Origin of the sequence: Mesorhizobium sp. M1409, assembly GCF_040317535.1 — a bacterium.
GTDB lineage: Bacteria > Pseudomonadota > Alphaproteobacteria > Rhizobiales > Rhizobiaceae > Mesorhizobium.
The window spans coordinates 1-15,584 of the sequence record NZ_JAMYKV010000085.1 but is presented as its reverse complement, the minus strand read 5'-3'; the positions used below and the strand labels follow the sequence as shown (position 1 = coordinate 15,584).

The 15,584-nt window shown below is 62.7% G+C and carries 14 protein-coding genes and 1 pseudogene; 13 read left to right on the top strand and 2 right to left on the bottom strand.

What is annotated here, in order from left to right; all coding sequences use genetic code 11:
- Positions 1-198: 198 nt before the first annotated feature.
- Together NKG99_RS33800 and NKG99_RS33795 are read left to right on the top strand one after the other, a co-directional pair.
- Positions 199-1,251, top strand: a pseudogene (locus NKG99_RS33800) (molybdopterin dinucleotide binding domain-containing protein); the annotation flags it as partial.
- Positions 1,252-1,388: 137 nt separating this feature from the next.
- A complete protein-coding gene (locus NKG99_RS33795) occupies positions 1,389-1,655 on the top strand; it encodes a BrnA antitoxin family protein (protein ID WP_352873713.1) in 267 nt (88 codons plus the stop codon).
- 440 nt (positions 1,656-2,095) lie between these two features.
- Here NKG99_RS33795 and NKG99_RS33790 read toward each other — a convergent pair whose 3' ends face one another.
- Positions 2,096-2,491 (bottom strand): hypothetical protein, encoded by a 396-nt coding sequence (locus NKG99_RS33790; RefSeq protein ID WP_352873711.1) that lies wholly within the window; start codon positions 2,489-2,491, stop codon positions 2,096-2,098.
- A gap of 88 nt (positions 2,492-2,579) precedes the next feature.
- On the opposite strand from NKG99_RS33790, the gene NKG99_RS33785 reads away from it, so the two are divergent.
- The 8 genes from NKG99_RS33785 (at position 2,580) to NKG99_RS33750 (ending at position 11,002) form a co-directional block, all read left to right on the top strand.
- Positions 2,580-3,551 carry an SDR family oxidoreductase gene (locus tag NKG99_RS33785; RefSeq protein ID WP_352873709.1) on the top strand — a complete coding sequence of 324 codons (972 nt, stop codon included), beginning with the start codon at positions 2,580-2,582 and terminating at the stop codon, positions 3,549-3,551.
- A gap of 355 nt (positions 3,552-3,906) precedes the next feature.
- A complete protein-coding gene (locus tag NKG99_RS33780) occupies positions 3,907-4,680 on the top strand; it encodes an SDR family NAD(P)-dependent oxidoreductase (protein WP_352873707.1) in 774 nt (257 codons plus the stop codon).
- Between the two features lie 206 nt (positions 4,681-4,886).
- A complete protein-coding gene (gene hisD, locus NKG99_RS33775) occupies positions 4,887-6,209 on the top strand; it encodes a histidinol dehydrogenase (RefSeq protein WP_352873705.1) in 1,323 nt (440 codons plus the stop codon).
- Between the two features lie 15 nt (positions 6,210-6,224).
- Positions 6,225-7,250 carry a zinc-dependent alcohol dehydrogenase gene (locus NKG99_RS33770; protein WP_352873704.1) on the top strand — a complete coding sequence of 342 codons (1,026 nt, stop codon included), beginning with the start codon at positions 6,225-6,227 and terminating at the stop codon, positions 7,248-7,250.
- Positions 7,251-7,282: 32 nt separating this feature from the next.
- Positions 7,283-8,014, top strand: coding sequence for a histidine utilization transcriptional repressor HutC (gene hutC / locus NKG99_RS33765; protein ID WP_352873702.1), 732 nt, complete (start codon positions 7,283-7,285; stop codon positions 8,012-8,014).
- Positions 8,015-8,309: 295 nt separating this feature from the next.
- Positions 8,310-9,317: an ABC transporter substrate-binding protein gene (locus tag NKG99_RS33760; RefSeq protein WP_352873715.1), complete on the top strand. Its 1,008-nt coding sequence runs from the start codon at positions 8,310-8,312 to the stop codon at positions 9,315-9,317.
- 28 nt (positions 9,318-9,345) lie between these two features.
- Entirely contained in the window at positions 9,346-10,209 is an 864-nt protein-coding gene (locus NKG99_RS33755) for an ABC transporter permease (protein WP_502911086.1), read from the top strand.
- A gap of 10 nt (positions 10,210-10,219) precedes the next feature.
- Positions 10,220-11,002 carry an ABC transporter ATP-binding protein gene (locus NKG99_RS33750; protein WP_352873698.1) on the top strand — a complete coding sequence of 261 codons (783 nt, stop codon included), beginning with the start codon at positions 10,220-10,222 and terminating at the stop codon, positions 11,000-11,002.
- Positions 11,003-11,122: 120 nt separating this feature from the next.
- Here the strand turns inward: NKG99_RS33750 and NKG99_RS33745 are convergent, their stop codons facing one another.
- The gene (locus NKG99_RS33745; RefSeq protein WP_352873696.1) at positions 11,123-12,211 is read right to left on the bottom strand and encodes a LacI family DNA-binding transcriptional regulator; all 1,089 of its coding nucleotides are present in this window, start codon (positions 12,209-12,211) and stop codon (positions 11,123-11,125) included.
- 286 nt (positions 12,212-12,497) lie between these two features.
- Here NKG99_RS33745 and NKG99_RS33740 point away from each other — a divergent pair, with 286 nt between their 5' ends.
- From NKG99_RS33740 to NKG99_RS33730, 3 genes are all read left to right on the top strand, one after another.
- Complete coding sequence (locus NKG99_RS33740) at positions 12,498-13,283, top strand: ABC transporter substrate-binding protein (protein ID WP_502911087.1); 786 nt, start codon at positions 12,498-12,500, stop codon at positions 13,281-13,283.
- Between the two features lie 82 nt (positions 13,284-13,365).
- Positions 13,366-14,907, top strand: a complete 1,542-nt coding sequence (locus NKG99_RS33735; protein ID WP_352873692.1) for an amino acid ABC transporter permease/ATP-binding protein — start codon at positions 13,366-13,368, stop codon at positions 14,905-14,907.
- Positions 14,908-14,999: 92 nt separating this feature from the next.
- A partial coding sequence (locus NKG99_RS33730; RefSeq protein ID WP_352873691.1) for an NAD(P)/FAD-dependent oxidoreductase occupies positions 15,000-15,584 on the top strand: 585 nt, incomplete at its 3' end.

Below are 15,584 nucleotides of genomic sequence, written 5' to 3'. Positions count from 1 at the left end.
CGGTCAATCCGAGCCGACCAAGAGACCGATCCTCCCTCAATCAGATGGCCTTCATATATGAATAGATTTCCCCGGACAGCCCTGCGCAAGGGGGGAGATCGGCTCCCGCCACGGCCTTCGCCGACTACCAACGATGCAGGAGATATGCGAGCATCAAAGCTGCCAATCTCCCCCCTTGCGGGGGAGATGGCCGGCAGGCCAGAGGGGGGTGCCTGGGCTGAACCTCAACCCACCCGCTTCTTCGCCAACGGCAATTTCTACACACCCGACGGCAAGGCGCGCTTCATTGCCATCCGCCCCACCACAGAAATCCGCACCAGCCCGGACTATCCGCTGATCCTCAACACCGGCCGTATCCGCGACCACTGGCACACCATGACGCGGACGGGGAAAAGCCCGCGGCTTTCCCAGCACATCGCCGAGCCCTTCGTCGAAATCCATCCGGCGGATGCGCAGCGCTTCGGCATCGGCGACGCCGACATCGTGCGCGTTTCCACTCCTCGCGGCGAGGTGCTGGTGCGCGCGCTGGTGACAGCACGCCAGCGCCAGGGCAGCCTGTTTGCACCGATGCACTGGACCGACCAGTTTGCGGCAAAGGGCCGGCTCGATGCACTGACCGCGCCGCTGACGGATCCGGTCTCCGGCCAGCCGGCGCTGAAACATGTCGCGGCCCGCATCGAGAAATTCGCCGCGAAGGCCTTCGGCTTCGCCGTGATGCGCCAGAGGCCGGCGCATGTAGCAGCAGCTTACTGGGCCGTGGCCAAATGCAAGGGCGGCTGGCGGGTCGAGCTTGCCTTTGCCGATGACGACATCGACTGGGCCGGCTTCGCCGGGTCACTGTTCGGCGCGCCCCCGGGTGCCGAAATCCTCGCCTATCACGACCGCGATGCCGGCCAGCATCGCATCGCCGCCTTCGACGGCGATCAATTGTCCGGCGCCTTGTTCGTCGCCCCCGGTCCTGTCGCGGTGTCGCGCGGCTGGGCGGCGCAACAGTTGAGCGCCGATCATGTCGACCGGCGCGGCAGGTTGGCGATCGTGGCCGGGCGGCCGGGCGGGATCGACGTCGACCGCGGCGCCATCGTCTGCTCTTGTTTCGGCGTCGGCGCCAACCAGATCGCGGAAGCGGTGCGCCAGGGTTGCGGCAGCGTCGCGGCAATCGGCGCGGCCCTGCACGCCGGGACGAATTGCGGCTCCTGCCGCGCTGAGATCAGGGTCATCGTCGACGCACAAATCCTTCAGGCAGCCGAGTGACGAGCAGGGTGGGAGAGTGTGCCCGACATCCAGGGTCCGCTCGAAGACCAAAAGGACCTGCGCGACGGCGCCAGTTGGGCTAAGGTGGTGCAAGCGTGCAGTTTCGAGCACGAATCGTCTTCAGTCAGGGTCATCCAATGGCAAATCCCCCGCGCCGACCAACAAATCCGATGACGGCCGCCGAGGCGGCTTTCAAGCCGGTGAAGAAGCCGGCTGCCCCGGTTCGTGAGCCCTCGGCCGCTCCAGGCGTCAGGGAGCTTGTTTCGATCAGGATCGACCGCGCCGTTCTGGACCATTTCCAGGAGGATGGACCCGGTTGGCAGGACCGCATCAACGACGCCTTGCGGCAGGCGATAGAAGGCAAGCCTGATGTCGCCAAGGGCAATCGTTCAGACGACGAGTAGCGTCTGTTCGGACTCACACCTCGACGTGCAGGATGTAGAGCTTGCGCGTCTTCTCGTGGATCGTCCATTGGCCTTTCCAGACTTTCGGTGTCGCGCGATGCGGTGAAACTGCGGGGCGTGCACTCCCAGACGCCGACCGTCCGGCAGGTCCACAATGCCGTCGACGCTTCGAACTGATCGTCGCTGATCGAGGTCGGCTTGGGCTCGGGCACGCCGAGGTCGATCGAGGTGCGGAGATCGACGCTTCTTGGTCTGCGGCCCGACGCGGCCGCGCTGCGCCTCGCCCTGCGAGACCAAGCCTTCCTGCTCGAGCGAACGGACGATGACCGAGGCGCAGGTATATCGCAGGTTCCTCCAGCGATACATCGATACGGGGCCGAACGATGCGTTTGGCCCCGTATCGATGTGGCCAAGCCCTGCGCCGGTAGACGTGCGTCGATCTAAAGCATTGCCCCCGGAGGAACATCATCGGCGGACGCTTTGGTTTGGCGATCGAAAACGACCGCCAGGCCATTCTGGACGGCAAGCGAGGCGACCTTGTCGTCGAGTTCGCGATCGGGAATGGCAGGTTTGAGGACTTTCCGGATGGCCTGATAGGCCTGCTCGGTCGACACATAGTCGTAGCGCTTTTTGCGCGCTTCCACATATTGCTCGATGAGAATGCCCAACCGGCGGGCGGCGATGTCATCTGGTTGCTGCAAGGGAGCCTCCTCAAGCGTCGATGGTTTGCAGACCCCCGAGATGTAAAAACCCGCGCCGCGAAAGTTAAGGCCCGAGGTCGGCCAAAGCCAAATAAATACGCCATCGACATCGATGAACCGCGCGGCAGCCAACAAGCCTGGCTCAAAATCGGATGAGAAACGATCGGTCCTGAGTGGGGAACGATCCGCCCGCTGCGACATTTTCCGCAGAAGGAGGCACGCCATGCTTACAAACGACGATACCGCGAAGGCCACCCAAAAGCAGCGGCGCATACAGCGCAAGGTGGACCTCGACGACCGCGGCAAGGATGGGTCGAAACCGGATCGCGCCATGCAGGCCGGCGCACGCAATTATCCCGCGCCGCCTTTCCCCAAACAGCATCATCCCAAGCCTGGCGAGGAGGGGCGGGTTGTGCCCGCGCCGCTGTACGATGCGCCGTACTGGATCGGCTCGCGGAAGCTGGACGGCAAGATAGCGCTCATCACCGGCGGCGATTCCGGTATCGGCCGCGCGGTCGCGGTTCTTTTTGCGCGCGAGGGAGCGGACGTGGCGATCGTCTATCTGGCCGAAGACAAGGATGCAGAGACGACCAGGCAGGCCGTCGAGGCGGAAGGCCGGCGCTGCGTGCTGCTGCGCGGAGACGTGTCCAGGCGGGCCTTCTGTCGCCGGGCGGTTGCCGCGACTGTGAAGCAGTTGGGCGGCCTCGACGTACTTGTCAACAATGCCGCTTTCCAGGTGCACTCGGCCGATTTCGCCGACCTGACCGAGGAGCATTTCGACACAACGCTGAAGACCAACCTCTACGGCTATTTCCATATGGCGCAGGAGGCGGTGCCGCATATGAAGCCAGGCTCGGCCATCGTCAATACTGGCTCCGTGACAGGCATAGACGGCTCCAAGGCGCTCGTCGACTATTCGATGACCAAGGGCGGCATCCATGCCTTTACGAGAGCGCTGTCGGGCAACCTCATCGGCAAGGGGATCAGGGTGAACGCAGTGGCGCCAGGACCTGTCTGGACCCCGCTGAACCCCTCGGACAAGAAGGCCGATGACGTTTCGAAGTTTGGTGCCGACACGCCCATGAAGCGTCCGGCGCAGCCTGAGGAACTGGCACCGGCCTACGTGTTTCTCGCTTCGGCGCAGTGCTCCAGCTACATCACGGGCGAGATCCTGCCGGTCGTCGGCGGCTATTGATCCCGGCATCGCTGGCTGGCGGCTAGGCGCGGTGCCGGCAGACGGGCGTTCACAGCAGCTCCGATAGAACGGCCATGAAGTGGTCATTCTCCGAAGCCGAGCCGATGCTGACCGAGGCTTTCGACACAGCAGGCTCCTCTGCGGCAGGCCGACAGGTTCCCGTCATCGGCAGGTTCTCAAACACGGGGTTTCGCTGCATCCTCCCAGGTGCAAGCCCGGTTGCCGACAGGGGCTCGTGCGGCGAATTTCATCATCCGTAGCGTAGCCGAAACAGTTTGTATATGCTTGTATATGTAACCTGCGACCTGATAGCGTCGAAGCCGGCGTCGAAGCCGGCACCGCCAAGGAGGATCACATGCGCAATGCTTCTCTCTTCGATCTGTCCGGCAGAAAGGCGCTTGTCACCGGTGCAAGCCGCGGCATCGGGCGCAGCATCGCCGAGGCGCTCAGCGCGGCCGGCGCCGACGTCGCGGTCACGGCGCGCGGCCTGGCCTCGCTTGAGGACACGACGGCAGCCATCCGCGCGGCCGGCGGGGTGGCGCACGCCATCGCTCTAGACGTCACCGATGTCGAGCGGTGCCGGGCGGCCACCGCCGAGGCCGCCAGTCTGCTTGGCGGTCTCGACATTCTCGTCAACAATGCCGGGACGGAAGAGGTTCGGCCGTCGCTCGATGTCGATGAGGCGCTCTGGGACAGGATCGTCGATACAAATCTGAAGGGAGCGTTCTTCTGCGCCCAGGCCGCCGCGCGGCAGATGCGGGACGGCGGCCGGTCCGGCGCCATCATCAATCTGTGCTCGCTGACATCCGAAGTCGGAATTCCGACGGCAGTGCCGTATGGCTCATCGAAATCGGGCCTGCTCGGCATGACGCGGGCGCTTGCGGCGGAGTGGGCGGAGCTTGGCATCCGGGTCAACGCCATTGCGCCGGGCTATTTCAGGACGGCGATGACTGACGTTTTCTACAGCAACGAGGCATGGCGGCACTCCATGCTGGCCAAGATCCCGCAGCGCCGTTTCGGCGATCTCCGCGACCTGCACGGCATCGCGGTGTTCCTCGCTTCGGACGCCGCGGCCTATATCACCGGCCAGTCCATCCCGGTCGATGGCGGCTTTCTCGCCTCGATCTGATGAGCGGTTTGTCTCCGCGGTTTCGACCGGAAGGATGATGGAAAAATTGCTGGCGACCATCATACATACATGTATATACTTTTGCCCAACCGAAGCCGTCTCGATGGCTTTTATTCTTGTCCCGGGCCGACCTGTTGGCCAGCGGATTATGGCCAACCAGCGCCAACCGTCATTGCGTTCCAAGAATTCCAGGAGAACGAGCAGCCATGTCCGACATCAGCTTCCATGATTTGTCATCCATCGATGCCGACCAGCGCGCCAGTCTGCTGAAGCGCGCCGAGGCCGATCTGACGGTCGTCGTCGAGAAGGTCCGGCCGATCATCCAGGCCGTCAAGGACGAAGGCGATGCCGCGTTGATCCGGTTTGCCAGGGAACTCGACAAGGCCAACGTCGCCGAGGGTGAACTGCAAGTGTCCGAGAGGGAATTCGACGCGGCGTTCGACAAGGTCGAAAAGGATGTCGTGGAGAGCATCCAGTTCGGCATCGACAACATCCGGCATTTCCACGAGGAGCAGAAGCCGGAAACGATGTGGCTCAAGGAAGTCCGGCCGGGTGCCTATGCCGGCGACAGGTACACGCCGATCGCGTCCGTTGCGCTTTACGTGCCGCGTGGCAAGGGCGCTTTCCCGTCGGTGACGATGATGACGTCGGTTCCGGCGGTGATTGCCGGCGTGCCGCAAATCGCCATCGTGACGCCGGCGACAGCGGATGGTTCGGTGGACGCGGCGACGCTGGTCGCCGCGCGCCTCGCCGGCGTGGGGACCGTCTACAAATGTGGCGGTGCGCAAGCCGTCGCCGCCGTCGCCTACGGCACCGAGACGGTGAAGCCCGCGCTCAAGATCGTCGGACCCGGCAGCCCGTGGGTGGTGGCGGCCAAGAGCGTCCTGTCCTCGGTCATCAATACGGGTCTTCCAGCCGGCCCGTCGGAAGCGATCATCTTTGCCGATGACAGCGTCGACGGCGGGCTTGCCGCGCTTGATCTTCTCATCGAAGCCGAGCACGGGCCGGATTCGTCGGCCTATCTGGTGACACACAGCCGCAAGGTCGCCGAAGCCGCATTGGCTGCAATCCCCGAACACTGGTCGCGGATGACCGAACAGCGTGTCGAGTTCTCGCGCGCGGTGCTGACCGGCAAGCGCGGCGGCATCGTGCTGACCGCGTCGCTGGAAGACAGCTACCGCTTCATCAACGACTATGCCCCCGAACATCTCGAGATACTGTCGACGGAGCCGTTCGCGCATCTCGGGCGCATCACCGAGGCGGCCGAAATTCTCATGGGACCGCACACGCCGGTGACCCTTGCCAACTTCGTCCTCGGACCCAATGCCGTGCTGCCGACCAGCCGCTGGGCGCGAACCTACGGGCCGCTTTCGGTGACGGATTTCGTCAAGCGCTCGTCGGTCGGCTATGTCACCTCGGCCGCCTATCCGGAACTGGCGCTGCATGCCCGCAGGCTCGCCCGCTACGAAGGATTCAGCTCGCATGAGAACGCGGTCTCGGAAATCCGCGACCGCTATCTCGCCGGCTGAGCGGACACGATCGCGATGAAGGCCGCACGACTTTATGGACCCGGCGACCTGCGCGTCGAGGATATCGCCACGCCGGACGCGCCGGATGCGGGCTGGGTCAAGCTGAGGGTCGATGCCGCCGGCATCTGTGGTTCGGATCTACACAATTTCCGCACGGGCCAGTGGATAAGCCGGGCGCCTTCGACGGCCGGTCATGAGCTGACCGGCACGGTGACCGCCATCGGCGCGTGCGTCGACAGCTTCGCCCTCGGCGACAGGGTGGTTGCCGATTCCCGTTTCTGGTGCGGCGACTGCGCGCAATGTCGTGCCGGCAGGCGGCATCTCTGCGCGTCGCTGGGCTTCGTGGGAGAAATCTGCGACGGCGGATTTGCAGAACAGGCCGTGTTGCCCGCGCGGCTCTTGCATATCATCGATGCCGAGCTCGACGAACGGGTCGCGGCGATGGCCGAGCCGCTGGCGGTGGCGCTGCACGCGGTGCGGCGCCTGCCGAAGACGGCGGGCTCGGTGCTGGTCGTCGGCTGCGGTCCCATCGGCGGTCTCGCCGCGCTGCTGCTTTCGCGGACCTTTGCCGGCACCGTGCTCGTCGCCGACCGCAACCAGGCCCGTTGCGCCCGTGTGGTGCGGGTGACGGGGGCAACGATCGTCGATCTGAACCGGGATGCCATTGCCGCCGCCACCGCCAATGCCCCGTTGCTCGCGGCCATCGAAGCGACCGGCAGCATCGCGGCACTCAACCAGTTGCTCGGCGTCCTCGATCCCGGCGGCACGGTCGCCATGGTCGGCATCTTCCATGGCCGCCTCGACATCGATCCCAATAGTCTGGTCGAACGCGAAATCGGATTGCTGGGATGTCACGCCTTTGCCGACGAACTGCCCGAGGCCGTCCGGATGCTGGGTGAACTCAGCGAGCCGCTGCTGGCCCTGATCGACCAAGAGATCGGCCTGGATGAGGTTCCCGCCGCCTATGAGCGGCTGTTGGCGGGGCGCAGCGACGGCTTGAAAACAATCATCCGCATGCGGCAACCTGTCGAGCAGTCGTGATTTCCGATAAATCGCCGGGAAGGACTTTTGAAATGATCACGTTGCCCGATACGGCCAGCCCTCTCTACGAGAAGGTGAAGGACTACATCCTGACCAACATCGGAAAAGGCCAGTGGAGCAAGGATCGCAAGCTGCCGTCCGAGAATGAGCTGGTGGCGTCGCTCGGCGTATCGCGGATGACGGTGCACCGGGCCTTGCGGGAACTGACCGCGGCGGGGTTCCTGACCCGGCTGCAAGGTGTGGGGACCTTCATTGCACCGCCGCGGCCGCAATCGACGCTGATCGAGATCAACAATATCGCGGCGGAAATCGTCCAGCGCGGCAACAGGCATCGCTCCGAGGTCCTCGTGCTCGAAACGATCATGCCGACAAAGGAGTTGGCGCTGTCGTTCGAATTTCCAAAGCGTGTCTCCATCTATCATTCCGTCGTCGTCAATTTCGAGAACGATCTGCCGGTGCAGGTGGAAGAGCGCTTCGTCAATCCGGCTCTGATACCCGACTACGACAAGCAGGATTTTTCGAAGACGGCGACTTACGACTACTTGATGCAGAAAACCCCGGTGACCGAGGTCGAGCATATCATCTCGGCGATCCCGGCCGATGCCGAGACGGCGCGGCATCTGGCTATCGATGTCGGCGCCTGCTGCCTATTCCTGCACCGCCGGACATGGACGGGCGCGGTGGTGGCCACGATCAGCAAGCTGACTTATGCCGGCAGCCGCTACTCGCTCGGCAGCCGCTATTCCCCTTCCAAAAACAGCTGACGGCAACGCTGCGACGCAAGACGGAAAGGTTTCGTTGCCAATGTATATACATGCATTGAGGGCAGACGGATGCGCCCGATCAAAGTGGAAGTTGGAGCCCAACTAGGTTGTATATGCATGTATGTATTTTAGCCTTGACATCCGCTCCGGCTGACGCTGAAATATCTTCGCACTTCACCCTGAAGTGGCAGGTAAGACGCCAAGGCACAGTGCCGCAAGAGCAGAAACCCGCAGTCTCACCAGACCGGATGCCTGGGTAAGAAAAGCGGTCTGATCATCAAGGGGAACAAAGATGATGCGTAACCTAACAGGACAATTTCGCGCGCTCGTGATGGCCGCCGCCATCGGGCTCGCCGCCGCCCCGGCAGCCCACGCTGCCGATGCGGCTATTCCCACCACGCCCGAGGCGGGAGCGTTCAAGATCGGCATCGAGCCGTGGCTTGGCTATGGCCAGTGGCATGTCGCCGAGGCCAAGGCGCTGTTCAAGGCAAACGGCCTGACGGACGTCCAGATCGTCAACTTCGCCGAGGACAAGGACATCAACGCAGCACTCGCAAGCGGCCAGCTCGACGCCGCCAACATCGCCACCCACACGGCGATGGGCATGGTTGCGGCCGGCCTGCCGGTGAAGATCGTGCTGCTGCTCGACGTCTCCATGACCGCCGATGCCATCATCGCCGGCAAGGACGTCACCTCCATCGCGGACCTCAAGGGTAAGCAAGTCGCCTTCGAGGAAGGCACGACGAGCGACATCCTGCTCAAATACGCACTCGCCAGGAACGGCATGTCGATCGACGACGTGAAGCCGGTTCCGATGCCGGCGTCCGACGCCGGCAGCGCCTTGATCGCCGGCCAGGTGCCGGTCGCGGTGACCTATGAACCGTACCTCACCGTCGCCATGGCGCAGAACAAGGATCTTAAGCTGCTGTTCACCGCCGGCGAGGATCCCGGCCTGATCAGCGACGTGCTGGTGGTGCGCGACGAGGTGATCAAGTCGCGGCCCGGCCAGGTGCTGGCCATGATCAAGAGCTGGGACGCGGCGCTCAAGGATTACAATGCCGACACGCCTGGTGGCCGAGCCATCATCGCCAAGGCGGTCGGTTCGGACGTCAAGGACCTCGACACCGCCTTTGACGGCGTGCGCTACTACTCGCTCGCCGAAAACAAGACGGCGCTCACCGGCGACTTCACCACCAAGACCTTCGCCGATGTCGAGGCCGCCGCCAAGAACGCCAAGCTGCTGCAGGCCGATGTGACGCCGGAGCAGATGATCGACCCGTCCTTCGTCAAGGCGGCGGAATGACCAAGGCCGGACCGAGGTGGTGACGCGAATGTCCGGGGAGCGTCCCGCTCAAACGGATCCGGCTCGTCCCCCACCGGGACCGGCCGTGAAACCGGCGAGGCGCCGCCGATCCTCCGGGATCGGCGTGCCCATCGCCAGGTCGCGTTTCCTGACGATCGCCGTGGCTGTCTTTGTCGGGCTTGGCCTTGCCTGGTGGGCGGCGACCGGACTGGGATTGGTGAAGCCCATCTTCCTGCCGTCCCCGGGCAGCGTCGCGACGCAGATTGCCAAGCTCGCGGGCGACGGCACGTTGTGGCTGGACCTCAAAGCCTCGATGTACCGCATTTCCATCGGTTTCCTCATCGCCTCGGCGCTATCGATACCGATCGGCGTGCTGATCGGCAGTTTCCGTTCCTGGGAAGCGGCCATCGAGCCGCTGGTGGATTTCATCCGCTACATGCCGGTCGTTGCCTTCGTGCCGCTCTCCATCCTGTGGGCGGGCACCGGCGATTCGCAGAAGTTCCTGATCATCTTCATCGGCACCTTCTTCCAGCAGGTGCTGATGATCATGGACAATGTGAAACGGGTTCCCGCCGATTTCATCGGCCTTGGGCGCACGCTCGGCCTGCCGGATCGCAAGATACTGACGCGCATCGTCGTGCCCAGTGCGTTGCCGGGTATCTGGGATACGCTGCGCATCAGCCTGGGCTGGGCATGGACCTGGCTGGTGCTGGCCGAACTTGTCGCGGCGACTTCGGGTCTCGGCTATCGCATCACCGTGTCGCAGCGCTATTTCCAGACCAACACCATCATCGGCTACATCCTGCTGCTTGGCCTGCTCGGCCTCATCACCGACCAGGTGATGAAGGCGCTGGAAAAGGTGTTGTTCAAGCAAGAGGGCCGCTCGCAATGAGGAACGGTCGATGAGCCCTCCCAAATTGCGGATCGCCGGTCTGCACAAGAGCTTCGGCACGGGCGAGCGGCGCACGGAAGTGCTGCGCGACATCAACCTCGATCTTGCCGACAATGAGTTCGTCTCCCTGGTCGGCACATCGGGCTGTGGCAAGAGCACGCTGCTGTCGATCGTGGCCGGGTTGCAGGATTTCGACGCCGGCGATCTCAGCATCGATGGCGCGCCCATCCTGCAGCCGGGGCTCGACCGCGGCGTCGTCTTCCAGTCCTACACGCTGCTCCCCTGGCTGACGGCGCGGCAGAACATCGAGTTTGCCCTCAAGGCCGCCGGCTACGATCGCTCGACCTGCCGCAGCATCGCGCTGGAGCATCTCGAACTCGTCAAGCTGTCGGATAGTGCCGATCGCTATCCGGCCGAACTCTCGGGCGGCATGAAACAGCGCGTCGCCATTGCGCGTGCGCTTTCCTATCGGCCCAAGATGCTGTTGATGGACGAGCCCTTCGGCGCCCTCGATGCGTTGACCCGGCACCAGATGCAGGAACTGCTGACCCAGATCTGGGAGGAACACAGGTTGACCGTCCTGTTTGTCACCCATGACGTGGAGGAGGCCGTCTATCTGTCGGACCGGATCGTCGTCATGGGGATCGGTCCGGGCCGCATCACGCAGACCTTCAACGTCGATATCGAGCGCCCGCGCCGCGAAGAGGTGATGGAAAGCCCTGCATTCATGGATATACAGCGCGGCGTACACAAGGCCATCCGCGAGGGCTCAAAACGCCCCGAAATGGCGTAGTTGGGCGACTGCGTGAGCGCGGGCGACTGTTCGGGATGTGAAACGTCTGTCTGAATAGGATCGAGAGGCGTCTCATCTGCTGCGCGTCCTCGCCTAATCGCTCTTACTCGGTGAAACCCGTCAGGGCTTCACCGGTGGCCCTATCATCGGCGGCCCCACAGAGCCCCTTTCGATAATAGCGGTTGGCAGGACGAGCCGCTCCGACGGTCGCATTTCGCCCTTCAGACGGCGAATGAGAAGTTCCGCGACACTCTTGCCAAGCGCATAGACGGGCTGGTCGATGACGGTGATGGGCGGTGTGGTGACGCTCGTCCAGTCCGCATCATGGAAGGTGATCAGCGAAATGTCGTCGGGAACCCGCAAGCCGCGCTGGCGGATCACCCTGAAGATCTCCAGCGCTATGACGCTGTCGGAGGCAAGGATCGCCGTCGGCCGATCTGGCCCGGACAGCAGTTTGTCGGCAACCCTGCGCGTTTCGGCGGGGCTTGTTGCACCAAGGCGAACATAATTTTCCGGCCGATCAATTCCGGCATCTCGGCACACGGTGAGGAAACCGTCGATACGCTCGCGAACCGACGAGGTGTAGATTTGCCCGAGATCGCGGTATTCATGCCCTTCGGCGTCGACTGCGGTCACATAGGCGATGTTACGGTGGCCGGCATCCGCAAGAATGCGGGTCGCCCGCATGGCGATGCCGCGATCGTCGACCGTGACGGTATCGACATCCAGATCGGGCAGCGCCCTATCAAGCAGGGCAAGCGGCCGGCCTGAACGATGGATGTCGCGCAGATGCGAGATGTCACGCGATTCCGATGGCGTGACGATCAGTCCGTCGACGCGCTTGCCGATCAGCAGCTTCACAGCTGCCTTTTCCGCCTCGATCTTCTCACCGGAGTTGGCCAGAATGACGTTGAACCCCGCGGCCTTTGCCGCATCGCTAATGCCGCGCACCGCAAGGCTGAAGAACGGGTTCTCGATGTCGCCGACCACCACCCCGATGATGCCGGACCTGCCGGTTGTCATGCTGCGAGCGAGCTCGTTCGGACGGTAGTCCAATGCCTTGGCTGCGGCCATGACGTCCGCGCGGATCATATCGCTGACGACGCCATATCCGCCGAGCACGCGCGCGGCTGTCGCTTTCGACACGTTCGCCGCGCGGGCGACGTCGCTGACTGTTATCGACCGGGTTTTGGGCGCGGTTGTTTTCATCGGATGAACGACTACAAGAGTTGTTGACGGAAGGTCAATCTGGCGATAACGATTATCAAAGAGACCGGTCTCACACAATAAGAGACCGGTCTCTTATGCGAATGAACGAGTCCTCAGAGCGTGGAGACTGTCGGCCGCGCAAGCCCGTGGCGGCGACGAACGATGCGAGGCGTGAAATTTACGGGCTCAACGCAAATGCCAAGAACAATAAACCCCAGAGTGGAGAGAAGACATGAGCAGGATTGGAATTCTCAAGTCATTGATATCGCCGATCCAGGTTGGCGCAATGGCTCTGATGGTTGTGTGCATCGGAGCGGGTTTGATTTCGCGGGCCGCGGCGGGTGACAATCCCTATGGTCTCATCGATGCGAAAGTCATCAGCGTCGGTACCATGGGAGACGCCAAACCCTATGCTTTCACCCAGGCGGATGGCACGTTCACGGGGTTCGACATTGAATTCTTTCGAAATGTCGCGAGCCGCCTTGGATTCAAACCGGATCAGGTGATCTTCACCGGTCAGGAGTTCTCGGCGCTGATGCCGTCGGTGGCCAATGAACGCTTCGACGTGGCGGTGGCGGCGATTGGTACGACGGAAGCGCGCAAGAAGACTGTCGACTTTTCGGACGGCTATCTCGCAGGCTATCTCTCGGTGCTCACAGCAGACAAGGCGATAAATTCGGCTGACGGGCTTAAAGGCAAGCGTCTTGGTGTCGTCCAGGGAACATTGCAGGAAATCTATGCAGCGAAGAATTTTGTCGGAACGGATCTCGTGAAATTCCCCGACAACAACTCCGCCGTTTCCGCGCTCAACAATGGAACTGTCGACGCCCATTTCCTCGACTACGAGGCTGCCAAGGACTATGGCGTCCGCTATCCGGACCTAAAGATCGCCGTTAACATCCCCTCCTTCGATGCGCCAGCGGGCTTCGTCGTGCGCAAGGGCAACGACAAGCTTCGCGATGCATTGAACACCTCCCTTCATGCGGCCATGCAGGACGGCACCTGGAAGACGCTTTATGAGAAGTGGTTCCCCGGCTCGCCGATGCCTGACCAATATCTCCCCAAGAAATGAACGAACTCAGCCGCCGGCCCTGATGGCCGGCGGCTGGCGCGCCTCTGGGCGGCGCGAACAGCGCAATGAAAAAGGGGACCGAATGGACTGGCTTGAAAACTTGCGTCGCAGTTTCCTCGACTGGCAAGCCATGGCGGATGTGCTGCCGAGCATGATCACCATCGGATTGAGGAACACCTTGATCCTTGCGGCCGCGTCAACGGTACTCGGTGTTGTTCTGGGGATGATCCTGGCGGTCATGGGCATCTCGCAATCTCTCTGGCTGCGCATTCCGGCCCGGGTCTACACGGATGTTTTCCGCGGCCTCCCGGCGATCGTGACCATTCTGCTGATCGGCCAGGGCTTCGCCCGCATCGGCCGCGAAATCTTCGGGCCTTCGCCCTATCCACTCGGCATTCTCGCCCTCAGCCTGATCGCCGGCGCCTATATCGGAGAAATCTTCCGCTCGGGCATCCAGAGCGTCGAGCGCGGGCAGATGGAAGCCTGCAAGGCGCTCAGCATGAGCTACGGGCAGGGCATGCGCCTGATCGTAATCCCGCAGGGTATCCGCCGCGTTCTGCCGGCTCTGGTCAACCAGTTCATTGGCAACGTAAAGGATTCGAGCCTCGTCTATTTCCTCGGATTGCTTGCGTCGGAGCGCGAGATTTTCCGCGTCGGCCAGGACCAGGCGGTGGTCACAGGAAACCTCTCGCCGTTGCTTTTGGCTGGCGTTTTCTATCTCGTCATCACCGTGCCGTTGACCCATGTGGTCAATTACATCGACAATTCGCTGCGGGTTGGAAAGCAAAAGGCCGGCCTCGTCACCAGCGGTCTTGCCGAGGTGAGCGAACTGGAAAGCGCCATCGGCGGCCCCCCTTCGGAGACCGGCTCCGAAGACCGCTCGGCGCTTCCCCGGTTCAAGGGCGGCAGTCTCGCCGTCAGCAATCTCGACATGGCCTATGGCGACCTAGATGTCCTCAAGGGTGTCAGCCTGATCGTCAAACCCGGCACCGTCACCTGCGTCATCGGTCCGTCAGGGTCGGGCAAGTCGACCCTGCTGCGCTGCCTTAACCGCCTGGTCGAGCCCAAGGGCGGTGACGTGCTGCTCGATGGCGCGAGCATTCTGACGATGAAGCCTGAAAAGCTACGCCGGCGTGTCGGCATGGTGTTCCAGCATTTCAACCTGTTTCCCGACCATACAGCCCTCGAAAACGTCATGCTGTCGCTGACCAAGGTCAAGGGCATTCCAGTGCAGGAGGCAGAGCGCATCGCCGAGGCCCGCCTTGCCGATGTTGGGCTTGCCGCACGCAAACACCATCGTCCCGGAAACCTGTCCGGTGGCCAGCAGCAGCGTGTCGCGATCGCTCGTGCACTGGCGATGGACCCTGAGGTCATCCTGTTCGACGAGGTGACCAGCGCTCTCGATCCCGAACTGGTGAAGGGCGTCCTCAACTTGATGGCGGACCTCGGCCAGCGTGGCATGACGATGGTCGTCGTCACCCACGAAATGGGCTTTGCCCGCAAGGTCGCCGATCAAGTCGTCTTCATGGATGAAGGCCGCGTCGTCGAGGCCGGCACGCCTGCCGCGATCTTCGACACTCCGCAAAGCAAGCGTCTGAAGCACTTCCTGGCCGAGGTGCTTTGATCGCACCATTGCAGGCTCTGAGACGCATCGAAAACAAGATGCCTTCGCCCCCGCCGTCCCGTCAAACCTCCACACAGTGAAAGAAATATCCCATGACTACATCGCATTCGGTCTCAAAGGTCGTTGTTGTCGGGGGCGGTATTTTCGGTGTCTCCTCGGCTGTTCATCTTGCAAGGCTCGGCATCGAAACCCTCCTGGTCAATGATGGACCGCTCGCCAGGGGAGCTTCCGGCCGCTCGCTCGCCTGGCTCAATTCCTCGCGCAAGCGGTCTGCTGAGTATCATCGGCTGCGCATGATTGGCATCGACCGCTACCGGACGCTGTCCGCGAGATATCCGGATGCCGCCTGGCTGCGTTTCGACGGCGGCCTGACATGGGACGCGGATGACGCCTCGAACGAGATCGCCGATGTCTTCGCCCATGAGAAACACCTGGGCTATGATGCGCGGCATCTGTCGTCAGATGCGATAGCGTCGGTCACCCCGGGCATAGATGCCAGCGCGGTCACACCTCAGGGCGCGATCTTCAACCCAGGCGAAGGCTGGGTCGATCTGCCGTCACTGATCGAGATATTGATTGAGGAATTCGTGGAGCGTGGCGGTCAGCTTGTCACCGAGGCTGGATGCGCTACGGTCATGATCGTCGATGGCCGTGCCACTGGCGTCACCACAACAAGC